This window comes from Mycobacterium sp. NGS54, from assembly GCF_059812465.1.
This window is the reverse complement of record NZ_JCALCS010000004.1, coordinates 1-16784: the sequence shown is the minus strand read 5'-3', so window position 1 is coordinate 16784 and position 16784 is coordinate 1. Positions and strand designations below refer to the sequence as shown.

Sequence of the window (16784 nt, the reverse complement as noted above, 5' to 3'; positions counted from 1 at the left end):
AGGCGATTCCCGAGGCATCGCTGACACCACGTCGCGAGCCGTGTCGCGACGGCCGCAGCGTTGGCGTTGAACGGCCCGGCTCCGGGAACAGATGAAATCAGGATTTAAACCGTTGCACATACGGCCGAAACAATCCGGGCAAAGGCTTCACCCGTCTACGGCGTCATTTCGCACCGCAGCTGATTATAGCCCGCCGGCTCGAATTGGGGTGTGTCTGAACCATGTTGCCCTATCCCGATTGGCTGAACCCCGGAGACAACGCCTGGCAATTGGTGGCCGCGACGCTCGTCGGCCTGATGAGCATCCCAGGCATCGCCGTGCTGTACGGCGGCATCGTGCAGAAGAAGTGGGCCGTCAACACCATGCTGATGGCCTTCACCGGATTCTCGCTGGTGCTGGTCGTATGGGTGCTCTGGGGCTTCAAGATGGGGTTCGGCGAGCCGCTCAAGCTCGGCCCCGGCATCCTGAGGGCCGCGGTCGGGATTCCGCACACCATCCTGGGCACCGACAACCAGGGACAGGCCGTCATCCCGCTGCTGGACGGCAGCATGCCGAAGTTCCGCTTCTCGGAGACCACGCTGGCGTACTTCCAGTTCGTGTTCGCCGCCATCACTCCGCTGCTGTTCCTCGGCAGCGTGGTCGGCCGGATGAACTTCAAGGTGTGGCTGATCTTCGTGCCGCTGTGGTCGACGTTCGCCTACTCGGTCAACGCGTTCCTCGTGTGGGGTGGCGGCTGGTGGGGACAGGCGGGCGCGTTGGACTTCAGCGGTGGGTACGTGATCCACCTGGCCGCCGGAACCAGCGGATTCGTCGCCGCCGCGGTGATCGGCCCCCGTCTCGCACGCGACCGGGAACGCGCGGTGCCCAACAACCTCCCGATGGCCGCGGTCGGCGCCGGCATCCTGTGGTTGGGCTGGAACGGCTTTAACGGCGGTGACCCGTATTTCGCCGGTGCCGACGCCTCCCTGGCGGTGATCAACACCAACCTCACTACCGCGGTCGCGCTGCTCACTTGGGTGATCTGGGACATCTTCGCCAGCAAGGCGCGCAAGCCGACCTTCCTGGGCGCGGTCAACGGCATGATCACCGGGCTGGTCGCCATCACCCCGGCGGCCGGCTACGTCAACAGCTTCGGCGCGATGATCATCGGCGTCGTCGCCTCGTCCCTGGTCTGGATGTCGTGGAACTGGCTCGGCCGGACCAGGCCGTTCAAGAAGGTCGACGACGCCCTCGGCGTGGTTCACACCCACGGCATGGCGGGCCTGGCGGGCGGGCTGCTTGTCGGGGTCCTCGCCGACCCGAAGGTCGTTGTGTACCTGGGTGGCAGCACCGGGACGGACGTGACCTTCGCCGGTTGGCTGTATGGCCACCATCCCAAACAGATCCTGATCCAGGCCGGCGCCGCGGCCACGATCATCGTCTGGGACGCGCTCGTCACGTTCGTCATCCTGCGGGTCCTCGGCCTCTTCATGAAGTTGCGCATGCCCGACGAGGTCCTGGAGACCGGCGACGTCGGCGTGCACGACGAGGAGGCCTACCCCGACGAGGGGCTCGTGACGGGCCGGCGGGTCGAGCCGTTGGTGGCCGCGCGCACCGAGCCGTCCGCGGAACCCGCCGACGATTGAGTGGTGAAGCCATGAAGCTGGTCACCGGGATCGTCAAACCGTTCACGCTCGATGACGTCAGGCATGCCGTGGAGGCCGTGGGGGTGCTGGGTCTGACCGTCACAGAGGTCCAGGGGTATGGCCGGCAGCGGGGCCACACCGAGGTGTACCGCGGCGCCGAGTACGCGGTCGAGTTCGTTCCGAAGGTACGCGTCGAGGTTCTCGTCGACGAGGCGTTCGCCGACCGGGTCGTAGAGGCGATCATCGGCGCGGCGCGCAGCGGGAAGATCGGCGACGGCAAGGTGTGGGTTTCACCGGTGGAGAAGGTTATTCGCATCCGGACCGGTGAACGCGACCGCGACGCGCTCTAATTGTTTTGGGCCAGTGACGCGCCCAGGCGGGAAGATGTGACATTCACCTCTTCAATCGATAAATATTAAGTTTTCCCTTATTTATGGACGGCTGTCCACCCGTCCAGATGGTTCGCTGCATGAGCGAAAACCGCCGTCTATCAAGGCATATTCGCATGGCCCCCGGATCACCGCCGCTTAATTGATTAGCCTCGGCTATGCCGCAATCGCGTTTATTCGGGTGACGTGGATCACAGGCATCGTCGAGAAATATTCTTGCGCCGAAATTCGTCAGTAAAATTTGTTAAAAGCAACTATCTCTGGGTGCTGTAACGCGGCTTATCCAGGGCCGCAGGTGGACACGGCGAGTTCGATCGCTGTGCCGTCCGCGGACGTACCAGGAGCGAAGGCGGTGCCAGCATGCGCGACGTGAACCACCGGAAGGAGACCGGCGAGGGCCGGGCCATCGAGTTGGGTGCGGCGGCCGGATTTCCGATCGTCGCGCGGATCGCGGTGCGCCAAGGCCCGATCAGCGGCATCGTCGCCAGCCCGGACGGCACCCGGCTGATGGTGGCCAACTACGGCTACGACAGCGTCTCGGTCATCGACACCGACACCTGCCGCGTCGTGCAGACCGTCCCCGGCCTGCCCGAGCCCTTCGCGGTCGCCGTCGGCCGCCGCGACCCCAACCGCGCATACGTCAGCACCGTGACACCGGCGTACGACTCGATCGGGGTCGTCGACCTGCCGACCGGCGCCGTCACCGCCACATACCCGCTGGCGTTCAGCGTGACCGACCTGGTGGTCAGCCCCGACGGCGACTACGTCTACGCCGGCCGCCACGGCGCCGCCGGCCCCGATATCGCCGTCCTGGACACCAGGACCGGCCGCACCGAGGAGATCGCCCTCCCGAACCGGCCCGGAACCACCACGGAATGCGTCCGGTCCAGCGCGGACGGGAGCCGCCTCTACGTCGCCACCAACGGCCCGGGCGGCGGACAGCTCGTCATGATCGACGCGCACGCCCCGACCGGGTCCCGCGTCCTGCACACCGTCGAGATCGGCCTATCCATCCGCGACGTCGCGCTCAGCCCCGACGGCGCGATCGCCTACGTGGCCAGCTGCGCCCCCGAGTTGGGCGCCGTGATCGACGTCGTCGATACCCGCACCGCCAAGATCACCGGCACCAGCAAGATCAGCGAGATCAGCGGCATCCTCACCGGACTGACCCTCAGCGGCGACGGCGATCGCGCCTACCTGGTCAGCGACCAGGGCGTCACGGTGCTGAGCACGCTCACCCACGACGTCGTCGGCACCATCGGGGTGGCGAACCAGCCGTCGTGCGTGGTCGAAAGCGCCGACGCACGGTACCTCTACATCGCCGACTACGCCGGCATGGTCACGGTGGCGCCGGTCGCCTCGGTCGTCGCGCTGGGCGTCGAGGCCGCGACGGGGTCGGCGGCCGACTGGGCCGCGCCCGAGCTGCTGCCTGCCGAACCGGTATTCGCCTAGCCGTAGCCGTAAAACGCGCGTTGTCGGGGTAACCCGTTTTCCACCGGCGGTGTGCGGCGATAGCATTCGCCCGACCGCACACGAGGCGGTGCCGCGTCGAGGGTAAGGCGGTACGCGATGGACAGCACGATGCAGGACTATCCGCTGACGATCGCCGCGATCATGCGGCACGGCTGCGGTATCCACGGCGAACGGACGGTCACCACCGCCACCGGCGACGGGTATCGGCGGACCACCTACCGCGAGCTGGGTCAACAGGCGGCCAAGCTGGCAAACGCGCTGCGCCGCCTCGGCGTCACCGCGGACCAGCGCGTCGCGACGTTCATGTGGAACAACGCCGAGCACCTGGCGACCTACCTCGCGGTGCCGTCGATGGGCGCCGTCCTGCACACCCTCAACATCCGCCTGTTCCCCGAGCAGATCGTCTTCGTGGCCAACGAGGCCGAGGACCACGTCGTGCTGGTCGACGCGTCACTGGCCAAACTGCTCGCGCCGGTCCTGGGGGAGCTCAAGACCGTGCAGGCGGTGATCGTGGTCGGCGACGGCGACACGGCCGCACTGGAGGCGTCCGGCAAGACCGTGCTGCGGTATGCCGAGCTGATCGACGCCGAGTCCCCCGACTTCGATTGGCCCGACATCGCCGAGACGTCCGCGGCCGCAATGTGTTACACCAGCGGCACCACGGGCAACCCGAAAGGCGTTGTCTACAGCCATCGTTCGAGCTTCCTGCACGCCATGGGGGGGTGCACCACCAACGGGATCGGCGTGGGGGCGGTCGACAGCGTGCTCCCGATCGTGCCGATGTTTCACGCGAACGCCTGGGGGCTGCCCTACTCGGCGCTGATGGCGGGCGCCGACCTGGTGCTCCCCGATTGCCACCTCGACGCCCGCTCGCTGATCGCCATGGTCGAAACCCAGCGGCCCACCGTCGCCGGCGCCGTGCCCACCATCTGGAACGACGTCCTGCATCGCCTGGAGGACGAGCCCGAACATGACATGTCCTCGCTGCGCCTGGTGGTCTGCGGCGGCTCGGCCGTCCCGGTGTCGCTGATGCGCACCTTCGAGGAGAAACACGGCGTCCAGATCCGCCAGCTGTGGGGCATGACCGAAACGTCGCCGATGGCCACCATGGCCTGGCCGCCGCCCGGAACTCCCGAGGACCAGCACTGGGCGTTCCGCGCGACCCAGGGTCAACCGGTTTGCGGGGTGGAGATGCGCATCGTCGACGACGAGGGTGCGGTGCTGCCCAACGACGGCGCCGCCGTCGGCGAGGTGGAGGTGCGCGGCCCCTGGATCACTGGCTCCTATTACCTGGGCCACGACGACTCCAAGTTCGACTCCGGCTGGTTGCGCACCGGCGACGTCGGCCGCATCGACGAGCGCGGCTTCGTCACGCTGACCGACCGGGCCAAAGACGTGATCAAGTCCGGCGGCGAATGGATCTCGTCTGTCGAACTGGAGAACTGCCTGATCGCGCACCCGCAGGTGCTCGAGGCCGCGGTTGTCGGCGTCCCCGACGAGCGGTGGCAGGAGCGGCCTCTCGCGGTCGTGGTGGCCAAGCACTCGTCGGTGAGCGCCGAGGACCTGCGAAAGTTCCTCGCCGACAAGGTCGCCCGCTGGTGGCTGCCCGAGCGGTGGACGTTCGTCGAGGAGATTCCGCGCACCAGCGTCGGCAAGTACGACAAGAAGGCCATCCGGGCGCGATATGCCGAGCACGGCTATTGGGTGGTCGAGGCGCGCGACTGAGTGGTCGCCTCTTGTGCGCGAGCAGACGCAAAATCGCGTAATTTCGCATCCAACAGTGCGATTCTGCGTCTGCTCGCGAGTGGGAAGGTGAGGGGCGCACTAAATGAAAGGCGTTATGCCAGTGCCACAATCGCTCGTCGTCGACGAATCCCTGGTCGTACCCGTCCCCGCCGAGGAGGCCTTTCGGCGCACGCTGCCCGCGCCGCTTCCCGACCTTTTCAACCGCCGGCACGGCCCGATTCCGCCCGTCCGGGAGGTGCGCGAGCAGACCGGCGGATGGGACGCCGCGGGCCAGACCCGCGTTGTGCACCTGGCCGGCGGCGCCAGCATGCGCGAGGAGCTGACCAGCGTCGAGCCGCCCCGGTCGTTCGGGTACCGGTTGACCAAGATCCGGGGTCCGATGGCGCTGCTGGTCGATCATGTTGTGGGCGAATGGATCTTCGCCCCGGCGGCGGGCGGGACCGAGATCACTTGGCGCTGGGACATCTATCCGAGGTCACCGCTGACATCGTGGGCCCTGCCGCTGTTCGGCCGAATCTGGAAGGGCTATGCGCGCCAAGCCCTGCGGGACCTCTCGGCGATGCTGACGGGCTGATTCCCCGAGCGCCTTCGGTAGCGTCGACACCATGTGCCGACTTTTTGGCTTGCACGCCGGGACGGACGTGTGCACCGCGACCTTCTGGCTGCTGAACGCTCCGGACAGCCTGTCCGCGCAGAGCCGGAAGAACCCGGACGGCACCGGCCTGGGTGTGTTTGACGCGCACGGCCGGCCGCAGCTGCACAAGGAGCCGATCGCGGCCTGGCAGGACACCCAATTCGCCACCGAGGCGCACGAGCTGACCGGCACCACCTTCGTCGCGCACGTCCGTTACGCCACAACGGGTTCGCTCGACGTCCGCAACACCCACCCGTTTCTGCAGGACGGCCGGATCTTCGCGCACAATGGCGTCGTCGAGGGGCTGGACGGCATCGACGAACGGCTCCGCGAGCTCGGCACCGACGGCCTGGTGCTGGGCGAGACCGATTCCGAGCGGGTGTTCGCGTTGATCACCGGTTCGATCCGCGGCCGGGACGGCGACGAGACGGCGGGCCTCGTCGACGCCGCGCGGTGGCTCGCGGGCAACGCGCCGATCTACGCGCTCAACGTCCTGCTGAGCACGGCCACCGACATGTGGGCGCTGCGCTACCCCGAGGCCCACGAGCTTTACGTCCTGGACCGGAGACTGGACGGTGCGCCCGAATTCGACATGCAGACCAAGCGAATTCGCGCGTGGTCGCAGCCGCTGTGCACCCGATCGTCGGTGGTGTTCGCCACCGAGCGGATGGACGAGGATCCGCGCTGGAGCCTGATCGCGCCAGGCGAGCTGGTCCACGTCGAAGCCGGGTTGCGTGTCACCAGGGAATTGGTGCTGCCCGACCCGCCGAGTCATCAGTTGCGCCGAGAGGATCTCAGCGAGTCGGTTCAGCGCGCCCAGCACACCGGTGCGTCCGCGTGACGGCCAGACGCGCGCTCGTGCTCGCAGGCGGGGGAATCGCCGGAATCGCTTGGGAGACGGGGGTTCTGCGCGGAATCGCCGACGAGTCGCCGGCGGCCGCCCGGCTGCTGCTGGAGTCGGATGTACTGGTGGGCACCTCGGCGGGTTCGGCGGTCGCCGCGCAGCTCGGCAGCGGTTGCCCGCTCGAGGCACTGTTCGATCGGCAGGTCGCCGAGTCGTCGGCCGAGATCGATTCCGGCGTCGACATCGACGACATCACCGAGGTCTTCCTGACCGCGCTGGGCCGGCCCTACGACGACGCGCAGGACAAGACCCGCCAGCAGTTGCGCCGGATCGGGGCCGTGGCGCTGGCGACCCAGACCGTGCCCGAGGCCGTCCGGCGCCGCGTGATCGCCCAGCGCCTGCCGTCACACGACTGGCCGGACCGGGCGCTGCGCATCACCGCCATCGACGTCGCCACCGGCGAACTCGTTGTCTTCGACCGCGACTCGGGCGTCGGGCTCGTCGACGCGGTGGCGGCCAGTTGCGCGGTGCCGGGGGCGTGGCCGCCGGTGACCATCGGGGGCCGGCGCTATATGGACGGCGGCGTCGGCAGCTCGATCAACCTGGGTGTGGCCGGCGATTGCGACGCCGCGGTGGTGCTGATTCCCTCGGGCCGCGACGCGCCGGCGCCGTTCGGCGACGGGCCGGCCGCCGAGATCGCGGCGTTCCCCGGAGCGACGCACGCGGTGTTCGCCGACGACGACTCGCTGGCGGCCTTCGGACCCAACCCGCTGGACCCGCGCTGCCGCATCGACTCCGCCTTGGCCGGGCGCCAACAGGGCCGCCGCGAGGCGGCGGCCGTCGCGCGCTTCCTCGGCGCCTGATCAACCCTCGAGCGCCGGCGTCTCCGTCTGCTCCGGATCGGTTTCGAAGGCGTCCAGGGCCGAATCGGCCAGGGCGCGGCCCACCTCGATCACTTCGCCCGCCCGGTGAAACTCCAGGCCCCGACAGGTCGACCGTGGCACCTCGATCAGCACGTCGGGCGGGTAGGCCGCCAGCGTGTGCCTGGCCAGCGCGGACTGGGCTATGTCGATCGTCCGGTTCATCACCTCGAAGCTGCCCAGCTTGGGCACCCCGGGAACATCGGCGATGTCCTCGGGCCCGGCATCGTCCGTGTCCGGGTCGTCGGACCAGTTGTCCGGTGCGCCGAACCTGCTCAGGACGGCCCGCGCGGTGGGCCGGTCCAGCAGGGACCGGGCCGCCGCGGTGTCCAGCAGCGCCGACGTGCTGCGCACCATGCGGTTCAACCACTCGGCGGTGGCCCCCGGCTCCGCCTCGCGGCCGCCGACGGCCTCGCTGCCGCTGAGGCTGACCGCGATGGTCAGGTCGGCGTTCACCGCGGCGATGGGCGCCATCGGCAGCGGATCGAGGATGCCGCCGTCGGCGAGCAGCCGCCCGTCGAGCGCGTAAGGGGCGATCACCCCCGGAATCGCGATGGACGCCCGGATCGCGTCGTCGAGAGGGCCGCGCTGGAACCACACCGACTTGCCGGCCAGCAGGTCGGTGGCGACCGCGGTGTAGGGGATCGGCAGTTGCTCGATGGACACCGTGCCGAGGATGTCACGCACCGCGTCCAGGATCTTCTCCGCCCGCAACACCCCGGCCGCGCTGATGGCGGGGTCCAGCAGCCGCAGGATGGTGCGCTGCGTCAGGGACTTCGCCCAGTCGGCGAACTCGTCGAGGCGTCCGGCCGCCTCCAGGCCGCCGACCATCGCGCCCATCGAGGAGCCGGCGATCCCGGCGATCTCGTAACCGCGCGCCCGCAGCGCCTCGATCACCCCGATGTGGGCGTAGCCGCGGGCGCCGCCGCTGCCCAGGGCCAGCGCCACCCGGGTCGGTGAAGATCGACGCGCCACCGTTCCGCCACGTCCGCCGGGCATGCGTTCATTTTGCTCGGCCGAAGCCACTCCCGGCGGCCGGGGAGGCACTTTTTGTACCCATGATCACAATTGGCGCGGGGCGGCGAACGCTACCCGCATTCGTCGTTGGCGGCGGCGCGCGCGGCGGTGATCACGGCCGCCTGCCGGGCGGGGGTCAGGTCGGTCCATCGAGCGTTCCAGGTGCCGGCCGTGCCCGATTGCGACGCCTGGATCATGCCCAGGTACGGCTCGAACAGCGATCCGCCCGTCCCGGGCTGTGCCTCCATCCAGACCTTCGCGGCGTGGCAGGCCTGGAAATACTCCTCTTCGGTCGAATCCGCGGGGACATCGACCCTGGTCGTCACCCCGCCCGGGGAGACGCCAACCGCGCTCGGGGGCACCGAGGTGGCACCGCGCGGGATGCCCGACGGCCGTGCCGACGGCACGGCGACCCCGCCGTTGGGTGCGGTCTGCGAGCAGCCCGTGACCGCCAGCAAAAGCGCCGCGACGAGAACCGCACCCCGCTGCCCGAGGGAACGACCGCACCAGCGCACGGTCTCAATCTATGCAACACTTGCGGCCGTGATGGAGCGCTTCGGATTTTGCGAGTGTTGTCGGCCCTGACCCGCCGCCGCTTGCCCGATCCGTTCACCCTGGAGCTCCTCAATGTCTGTTCCCGTTGCGACGCGTGCCGTCGCCTCCGGTGCGCTTCGCCCCCTGACCGTCTCGCCGCCGTCTTCGGGACCCACCCGGCTGCGGGTGCCCGACCTGCTGCAGGCCACGGACCAAGCCGCCGATCGGGTGCTCAGCGGGCGCTGCGACCACCTGCTGCCCAAGGACGGGATACCGGAGTCCAGGCGCTGGTTCACCCGCATCCACGGCGACGACGAGCTGGACGTCTGGCTGATCAGCTGGGTCCCCGGCCATCCCACCGAGCTGCACGACCACGGTGGGTCGCTGGGCGCGCTGACCGTGGTGTCCGGATCGCTCAACGAATTCCGTTGGGACGGGCGGGGTTTACGGCGACGCCGGCTCGACGCCGGTGATCAGGCCGGCTTCCCGCTGGGCTGGGTGCACGACGTGGTGTGGGCGCCCCGGCCCGTCCCGGAGCCGGTGACGGCCTTCCGGGCGCAGCCGACCTTGAGCGTGCACGCCTACTCGCCGCCGCTGACGGCGATGTCGTACTACGAGGTCTCCGACCGAAACAGGCTGCGCCGCCAGCGCACCGAATTGACCGACCAACCGGAAGGACCCTGATGAGCCGCATCGACGTTGTCCTGAGATCGGCCCGGCGCCGGTTTCGGCGCCTTCGCGCCGTCGAGGTGCCCGAGGCGCTGCGGCGCGGGGCGGTGCTGGTCGACATCCGGCCGCAGGCCCAGCGATTCCGCGAGGGCGGGGTGCCAGGCGCGCTGGTGATCGAACGCAACGTGCTGGAGTGGCGCTGCGACCCGACCAGTGACGCCCGGTTGCCGGAGGCCGTCGGCGACGACGTCGAGTGGGTGATCGTGTGCTCCGAGGGCTACACGTCCAGCCTGGCGGCGGCCGCGCTGCTGGACATCGGCCTGCACCGCGCCACCGACGTCATCGGCGGCTACCACGCGCTGGCCGGTTCCGGTGTGCTGGACCAGCTGATCGGTGAGTCGGGCCCCGACACGCTGGCGAACGCCGGCAGAACCGTTCGACGCTGGCTTTAACCGTTGGAGTGCAGCAGCGGCCGTAGTTTCTCCGTCTTCGCCGGCGTCCACCCGGGCGGCGACAGCACCGCCGCCCAGCCGTTGGCGACGTCGGCGACGTAGTGGTGGCCGTGCCCGTCGGGCACGTCCACCGCCACCGCCATGTCGGCCGAGACTTGCAGGAACGTCACCACCGGGATCCAGTAGGTCTCGGGAAGCACGTCGTAGCCACGCTTTTCGCGCAGCCAGTCGGGCTTGGCGAACAGCAGGTCGGGGGTCCACCAGGCGATCGGGTCGGAGGCGTGCTGCAGATAAACCACCCGCGGGTGGCCCCACTCGGCGTCCGGGCGCCCCAGATCGCTTGCGCGGGCGACGAATCGGACGTTCTTGCCGTCGTTGTAGATCGGCAGCCACTGCGGGGAGCCGGCGTCGCGCGTCGACGTCAGGTCGGTCCAGATGGTGTTTTGGAATGTCGGTCCGCTGAACAAGGCGCCATCGGTGCGGGCCAGCACGTTGTTGAGGCTCATGAACGGCGCCTCACCGCCGAAAGACCCCAGGCTTTCGCCGAACACCACGAGCTTGGGGCGTTGCCCTTCGGGCATCTGGCGGATCAGCCGGTCGACGGCCTCGAACAGCGCCTGGCCGGCGTGGCGGGCGTTTTCCTTGTCCACCAGGAACGAAAGCCAGCTCGGCAGGAACGAGTACTGCATGCTGACGATCGCGGTGTTGCCGTTGTACATGTACTCCAGCGTCGAGGCCTCCGCCTCGTTGATCCAGCCGGTGCCGGTGGTGGTCGCGACGGCGACGACGGCGCGCTGCAGCCCGCCCTCGCGCTGCAACTCCTGGGCCGCCAGCTCCGCGGTCGCGGTGATGCCGTCCGCGGAGTTCAGCCCGGCGTAGGCGCGGATCGGTTGCACCGCCGGGGCGCCGTTGAACGCGGTGAGCTCGTCAACCCGGGGACCGCCCTCTACGAAGATGCGGCCTTGGTGGCCAAGCGAATCCCAGGACACCAGCGACCCGGGGCCACCGGATCGCAGCGGGGTCTTCGGGGGAGCGCTGTCGGGGCTCATCTCGTCGTTGACCGACGCGAACGTGTTGTTCATCGTGCGCATGGCGGACTTGAGGACGACGCCGTTGAGCAGGGTGATCGTCAGCACCACCAGCAGCACCACGACGATGGTCACCGACAGGCGGAACGGCGCGATCCGGTCCAGCAGCCCGACCAGGAAGCTGATCAGCCACCGGATGAACTGGCCGATCTCGACGAGCGTGAACAGCACCACGATCGACAGCACCGCGGCGATCGGGTAGTCGTACCACTTGAGGTGCGCGACGCCCATCAGGTCGCGCACGCGGTCCTGCCAGACATGGAACCGGATCGCCATCACCACCATGCCGACCACCCCGACCGGGATCAACACCTTCCAGGCCCAGCGCGGCGGAGGCGGGCTGTAATTGCGGGTGCGCATGTAACGGACCAGCCAGACGGCGAACACCCCCAGCCCGTAGCCGATGGCCCCGGAGAACCCGCTGACGAGGCCCTGAAACACCGCGCCGCGGGGCAGCAGCGACGGCGTCAGCGAAAACCAAATGAAAATCAGGCCGACCGTGGTTCCCATGAACGTGTAATGCCTTACCCACCAAGGCTTTTCGTGCGCGACCGGCTCGTGCGGCAGGGCGGCTTCGCGCGCTTCCGCTTCGGCTTCCTCGTCGGGGGCGGTCGTGGCGGGACCCGGGTCGCTCATCGAAGCGTCCTATCGGTGGGTGAAGTTGGGGGGTCGCTTCTCGATGAATGCCGCCATTCCCTCGGACTGGTCCTCGGTGGCGAATGTCGAGTGAAACAGCCTGCGCTCGTAGAGAAGACCCTCGGACAGGGTGGATTCGAAGGCGCGGTTCACGGCCTCCTTGGCCATGCGCGCCGCCGAGCGTGACATCTGCGAAATGGTGGTGGCGACGGCCTTGGCCTCGGTCAGCAGGTCGTCGGCCGGCACCACCCGCGAAACCAGGCCGCTCCGTTCGGCTTCGGCCGCGTCGATGGTCCGCCCGGTCAGGATGAGGTCCATGGCCTTGGCCTTGCCGATGGCGCGGGTCAGGCGCTGCGAACCGCCCATGCCCGGCAGCACGCCGAGCTTGATCTCCGGCTGGCCGAACTTCGCCGTGTCGGCGGCGATGAGCAGGTCGCACATCATCGCGAGTTCGCAGCCGCCGCCCAGCGCGTGCCCGGCCACGGCGGCGATGGTGGGTGTGCGGACGGCGGCGAGTTTGCCCCAGGTGGCGAAGAAGTCGCCGCCGAACGCGTCGGCGAAGGTCAGGGCGGCCATTTCCTTGATGTCGGCGCCGGCCGCGAACGCCCTGGCCGAACCGGTGATGATGATCGCACCGATGCCGGGATCGTCGTCCAATTCGGTTGCCGCGCTGGTGACTTCGATCATCACCTGGCTGTTGAGTGCGTTGAGCGCCTGCGGTCGGTTCAGCGTGATGATCCCGACCCGCTGATCGCGCTCGACGAGGATGGTCTCGTACTTGTCTGTCACGCCAACCGCCTTTCTAGAATTTCAAGTCGTCGTCGACCGGGGCGAAATACGCCGCCACATCGGCCGCATTGACCTTGGCCAGCGTCGCCGGCGACCACTTCGGATTGCGATCCTTGTCGATGATCTGCGCGCGGATGCCCTCCACCAGGTCGTGCGAACTCGCCGACGCGCACGACACCCGATAGTCCTGGACCAGAACCTCTTCCAGGGTTTCCATTTTGGCGGCGCGGCGCACCGCCTCCAGCGCCACCGACACCGCGATGGGGGAGCGGGTGGCGATCAGATCGGCGGCCTCGTTCGCCGGCCCGGCGCCATGACCACGCAGGGCGGCGACGATATCTTCGACCGTGTCGCCGGCGAAGCACGGGTCGATCCAATCGCGTTGCGCGGCAAGCTCGCTTGGCGGCGGCTCAACCGCGTGCGCGGCCACAGCGCTGTCGACGCCATCGTCGACGATCGCCTTGGTGAACGCGTCCAGTTCGTCGTGCGGGACGTAGTGGTCGGCGAATCCCATTGCGATGGCGTCGGATCCGGAGAACGGCGCCCCGGTCAGGGCGGCGTGCAGCCCCAGCGCACCGGGCGCCCGGGACAACAGAAACGCCCCGCCGACGTCGGGTATGAATCCGATGCCCACCTCCGGCATTGCCACCTTCGAGGTTTCGGTCACCACGCGGACGCTGCCGTGCGCGCTGACCCCGACGCCGCCGCCCATCACGATGCCGTCCATCAACGACACGTACGGCTTGCCGAACCGGCCGATCTGGCCGTTGAGCAGATACTCGTCGCGCCAGAACTTCTTGGTCTCGACACCGTCCTTGCGGGCGCTCTCGTAGACCGCGACGACGTCGCCGCCGGCGCACAATCCGCGTTCGCCGGCCCCGGACAGCACGACCGCCCGCACCGCGTCGTCGTTTTCCCACCGGGTCAGCACGGCGCTCAGGGCGTTCACCATCGGGTGATTCAGCGAGTTGATCGCCTTGGGCCGGTTGAGCGTGATCAACCCGACGCCGCCTTCGACTCGGGTCAGGACCTCGTCGGATTCGTCGGTTTCCCCAGTCAACGCCCCTATGCCTTCCAATCGCCGCCCGGTCTCGACCAGCAATCTAGAACGTCACGACCGCAGCGATCCCCGCGGGTAAGGGTTATGTTTGATCGGACGACAACACCACAACGAGTTTCAGTAGCCGGAAACACCGAGAAAACAGCAGGTCGGTCGGGAACCCGGGCGCCCTGCCGGTCGTTGAGCAGTTGTTCGCACAGCTCGAACCCATAGCCATTGAGAGAGGATCCGACGGTGCGGGAGACAAGTAACCCGGTATTTCGTTCGCTGCCCAAGCAGAGCGGCGGATACGCGCAATTCGGCACGGGCGCGGCCCCGGGCTATTACCAGGCCGACCCCTACGCGGCTCCCTACCAGGACACCAGGGCCTCCCGCCCGCTGACCATCGACGACGTCGTCACCAAGACCGGCATCACGCTGGCCGTGCTGACGGGCGCCGCGATCGTGTCCTACTTCCTGGTGACCTCGAACCTGGCGCTGGCGATGCCGCTGACGCTGATCGGCGCGCTGGGCGGCCTGGGGCTGGTGCTGATCGCGACCTTCGGTCGCAAGCAGGACAACCCGGCGATCGTGCTCAGCTACGCCGTCCTCGAGGGCCTGTTCCTGGGCGCCGTCTCGTTCGTCTTCGCCAACTTCCAGGTCTCCAACGCCAACGCCGGCGCGCTGATCGGGGAGGCCGTTCTCGGCACCCTCGGCGTGTTCTTCGGAATGCTCGTCGTCTACAAGACCGGCGCCATCCGCGTCACGCCCAAGTTCACCCGGATGGTGGTCGCGGCCCTCTTCGGGGCGCTGTTCCTGATGCTCGGCAACTTCGTGCTGGCGATGTTCCACGTCGGCGGCGGCACCGGCCTGGGCCTGCGCAGCGGCGGGCCGATCGCGATCATCTTCTCGCTGGTGATGATCGGCATCGCGGCGTTCAGCTTCCTGATCGACTTCGACGCGGCCGACCAGATGATCCGGGCCGGCGCGCCGGAGAAGGCCGCGTGGGGCATCGCGCTGGGCCTGACCGTGACGCTGGTCTGGCTGTACCTCGAGATCCTGCGCCTGCTGAGTTACCTGCAGAACGACTAGCCACGACCCCGACGAAAACCGGCACGCCCTCAGGCGTGCCGGTTTTTAGTTGTTGACGCGCGATCAGTGTGCGCTCACGGTTTTGTGTGTGTAGCTATGGCCGAGGCGCCCCGCGGTGTCGCCGCCCAGGCTCCACACTGAACGCCCGCGCTTCACACTCGCGGCGGCGCGATGTCACATCCGCGACCGCTGAATGCGTCTGCTGGTTGTCAGCACACATTCACTCGCGAAAGGCAGCATCATGAAGCACATCGTGATCATCGGCGCCGGCTACGCCGGCATGGCGGCCACCACCCGCTTGGCGGGTCGGGTCAAGGGCCGCGACGACGTGCGCGTCACCCTGGTCAACCCGCAGGCCCGATTCACCGAGCGGTTGCGGCTGCACCAGGCGGCTTCGGGCCAGCGGCTGGCCGACCTTGAGATCCCGGACCTGCTCGCCGGTACCGACGTCGAGTTCGTCCAGGGATGGGTCACCGGCGTCGACGCCGACGCGCGGACCGTCCGTCTCGACGACGAGCGCACGATCGGCTACGACACCCTGGTGTATGCGCTCGGCAGCGTCGCCGACACCGACGTCGTGCCCGGCGTCGACGAATTCGCCTACACGCTCAACACCGCCCACGACGCCGGGCTGCTGGCGCAACAGCTGGATCGGCTTGGCGCCGGCACGGTGGTGGTCGCCGGCGGCGGCCTGACCGGAATCGAATCGGCGGCCGAGATCGCCGAACGGCATCCCGAACTCGACGTCGTCCTGCTCAGCCGGGGCACGCCCGGATCGGCGATGGGCCCCAAGGCGCGGGCCCGCCTGAATGCCGGGTTGGCCCGGTTGGGCGTGCGGATGCGCTCGGGCGTTGAGATCGTCAAGGTGATGCCCGACGGCGTCGCGCTGGCCGACGGCGAAGTCGTCAACGCGCGCGCGGTGCTGTGGACCACGGGCGTGCGGGTATCGCCGCTGGCGGCCGCCGCTGGCCTGAGCGTCGACGAGCGCGGCCGAATCATCACCGATGAGGCGCTGCGCTCGGTGTCACACCCCAACGTGTACGTCGTCGGCGACGCCGCGGCGGTTCGGCAAGGATATGGCGTGGTGCATGGCACCTGCCAAAGTGGCATCCCGACCGGTGTGCACGCCGCCGGCAACATCGTGCGAGAGCTGAAGGGCAAGCAGCCCAAGCGGTTCCGCTTCGGCTATGTCCACCAGCCGGTGAGCCTGGGCCGCCGCGACGCCGTCATCCAGTTCACCCATCCCGACGACAGCCCGGCGCGGCTCTATCTGGCCGGTCGGTGGGCGGTCGCGTACAAGGAAACGGTGAGCGCCAGCCCCTGGACGACCTACCGATTGCTCAAGTTGCTGCCCGCGCTGGGCGCCATGACGTGGCGGCGCGGTGGGGGCTTCACCCGATGAGCACCGACGAGCACACGTTCGTCGAACATCGGAAGCTGTTGTTCGCCATCGCCTATCGGATCCTGGGGTCGGCGGCTGACGCCGAAGACGTCGTTCAGGATGCGTGGCTGAAGTGGTCGGCGGCCGATCGAGGTCAGGTCGCCGACCCCAAGGCGTACCTGTCCCGCATCGTGTCGAATCTGTCGATGGAACGACTGCGTTCGACCCGGCGTCAGCGGGAGACCTACGTCGGGCCGTGGCTTCCCGAGCCGATCCTCACGAGCGAGGACACGGCCGAGGATGTCGCGGCCGCCGAATCGGTGTCGATGGCGATGCTCGTCGTGCTCGAGACGCTGAGCCCACTGGAGCGCGCGGTGTTCGTCCTGAAGGAGGTGTTCGACTTCAGTTACGCCGAAATCGCTTCGGCCGTAGAGCGTTCGGAGGCGGCCGTGCGTC

At 68.5% G+C, this 16784-nt stretch carries 17 protein-coding genes; 12 read left to right on the top strand and 5 right to left on the bottom strand.

The genetic code is table 11. The annotated features are described in order from the left end of the window. The first annotated feature begins 221 nt into the window (after positions 1-221). The 7 genes from AC5Y5E_RS12465 to AC5Y5E_RS12435 all read left to right on the top strand — a co-directional run bounded on the left by AC5Y5E_RS12465 (position 222) and on the right by AC5Y5E_RS12435 (position 7574). Positions 222-1625, top strand: a complete 1404-nt coding sequence (locus tag AC5Y5E_RS12465; RefSeq protein ID WP_499903324.1) for an ammonium transporter — start codon at positions 222-224, stop codon at positions 1623-1625. An 11-nt stretch (positions 1626-1636) separates the two neighbouring features. Beyond that, on the top strand, positions 1637-1975 hold the full coding sequence (locus AC5Y5E_RS12460; protein WP_499883049.1) for a P-II family nitrogen regulator: 339 nt from the start codon (positions 1637-1639) through the stop codon (positions 1973-1975). Between the two features lie 399 nt (positions 1976-2374). Next, positions 2375-3466, top strand: a complete 1092-nt coding sequence (locus AC5Y5E_RS12455; protein ID WP_499903323.1) for a YncE family protein — start codon at positions 2375-2377, stop codon at positions 3464-3466. 117 nt (positions 3467-3583) lie between these two features. Continuing rightward, positions 3584-5212 (top strand): long-chain fatty acid--CoA ligase, encoded by a 1629-nt coding sequence (locus AC5Y5E_RS12450; protein ID WP_499903322.1) that lies wholly within the window; start codon positions 3584-3586, stop codon positions 5210-5212. 121 nt (positions 5213-5333) lie between these two features. Next, entirely contained in the window at positions 5334-5807 is a 474-nt protein-coding gene (locus AC5Y5E_RS12445; RefSeq protein WP_499903321.1) for an SRPBCC family protein, read from the top strand. Between the two features lie 31 nt (positions 5808-5838). Then, entirely contained in the window at positions 5839-6708 is an 870-nt protein-coding gene (locus AC5Y5E_RS12440) for a class II glutamine amidotransferase (protein ID WP_499903320.1), read from the top strand. After that, the gene (locus AC5Y5E_RS12435) at positions 6705-7574 is read left to right on the top strand and encodes a patatin-like phospholipase family protein (RefSeq protein ID WP_499903319.1); all 870 of its coding nucleotides are present in this window, start codon (positions 6705-6707) and stop codon (positions 7572-7574) included. The genes AC5Y5E_RS12440 and AC5Y5E_RS12435 overlap by 4 nt, the downstream gene beginning before the upstream one ends. Here the strand turns inward: AC5Y5E_RS12435 and AC5Y5E_RS12430 are convergent, their stop codons facing one another. After that, positions 7575-8630 (bottom strand): patatin-like phospholipase family protein, encoded by a 1056-nt coding sequence (locus tag AC5Y5E_RS12430; protein WP_499903318.1) that lies wholly within the window; start codon positions 8628-8630, stop codon positions 7575-7577. Between the two features lie 89 nt (positions 8631-8719). Further along, a complete protein-coding gene (locus AC5Y5E_RS12425; protein WP_499903317.1) occupies positions 8720-9163 on the bottom strand; it encodes a lipoprotein LpqV in 444 nt (147 codons plus the stop codon). Positions 9164-9275: 112 nt separating this feature from the next. Between AC5Y5E_RS12425 and AC5Y5E_RS12420 the strand changes: the two genes are divergently transcribed. After that, the gene (locus tag AC5Y5E_RS12420; protein ID WP_499903316.1) at positions 9276-9866 is read left to right on the top strand and encodes a cupin domain-containing protein; all 591 of its coding nucleotides are present in this window, start codon (positions 9276-9278) and stop codon (positions 9864-9866) included. After that, positions 9866-10303 (top strand): rhodanese-like domain-containing protein, encoded by a 438-nt coding sequence (locus AC5Y5E_RS12415; protein ID WP_499903315.1) that lies wholly within the window; start codon positions 9866-9868, stop codon positions 10301-10303. Before AC5Y5E_RS12420 ends, AC5Y5E_RS12415 begins: the two co-directional genes overlap by 1 nt. On the opposite strand, the gene AC5Y5E_RS12410 is transcribed toward AC5Y5E_RS12415, so the two are convergent. Genes AC5Y5E_RS12410 through AC5Y5E_RS12400 form a run of 3 tightly spaced genes read right to left on the bottom strand, consistent with a single transcriptional unit; the run spans position 10300 to position 13876 of the window. Beyond that, on the bottom strand, positions 10300-12027 hold the full coding sequence (locus tag AC5Y5E_RS12410) for an alpha/beta hydrolase (protein WP_499903314.1): 1728 nt from the start codon (positions 12025-12027) through the stop codon (positions 10300-10302). The two genes, AC5Y5E_RS12415 and AC5Y5E_RS12410, sit on opposite strands and share 4 nt — an antisense overlap. Before the next feature lie 9 nt (positions 12028-12036). Continuing rightward, a complete protein-coding gene (locus AC5Y5E_RS12405; protein ID WP_499903313.1) occupies positions 12037-12816 on the bottom strand; it encodes an enoyl-CoA hydratase in 780 nt (259 codons plus the stop codon). Between the two features lie 13 nt (positions 12817-12829). Further along, the gene (locus AC5Y5E_RS12400; RefSeq protein ID WP_499903312.1) at positions 12830-13876 is read right to left on the bottom strand and encodes an enoyl-CoA hydratase/isomerase family protein; all 1047 of its coding nucleotides are present in this window, start codon (positions 13874-13876) and stop codon (positions 12830-12832) included. Between the two features lie 234 nt (positions 13877-14110). Between AC5Y5E_RS12400 and AC5Y5E_RS12395 the strand changes: the two genes are divergently transcribed. The 3 genes from AC5Y5E_RS12395 to AC5Y5E_RS12385 form a co-directional block, all read left to right on the top strand. After that, positions 14111-14947 carry a Bax inhibitor-1/YccA family protein gene (locus tag AC5Y5E_RS12395; RefSeq protein ID WP_499903311.1) on the top strand — a complete coding sequence of 279 codons (837 nt, stop codon included), beginning with the start codon at positions 14111-14113 and terminating at the stop codon, positions 14945-14947. 241 nt (positions 14948-15188) lie between these two features. After that, positions 15189-16349: an NAD(P)/FAD-dependent oxidoreductase gene (locus AC5Y5E_RS12390; protein WP_499903310.1), complete on the top strand. Its 1161-nt coding sequence runs from the start codon at positions 15189-15191 to the stop codon at positions 16347-16349. Beyond that, positions 16346-16784 (top strand): sigma-70 family RNA polymerase sigma factor (locus AC5Y5E_RS12385; protein ID WP_499903309.1); only part of this gene is annotated, 439 nt, incomplete at its 3' end. The genes AC5Y5E_RS12390 and AC5Y5E_RS12385, both read left to right, overlap by 4 nt.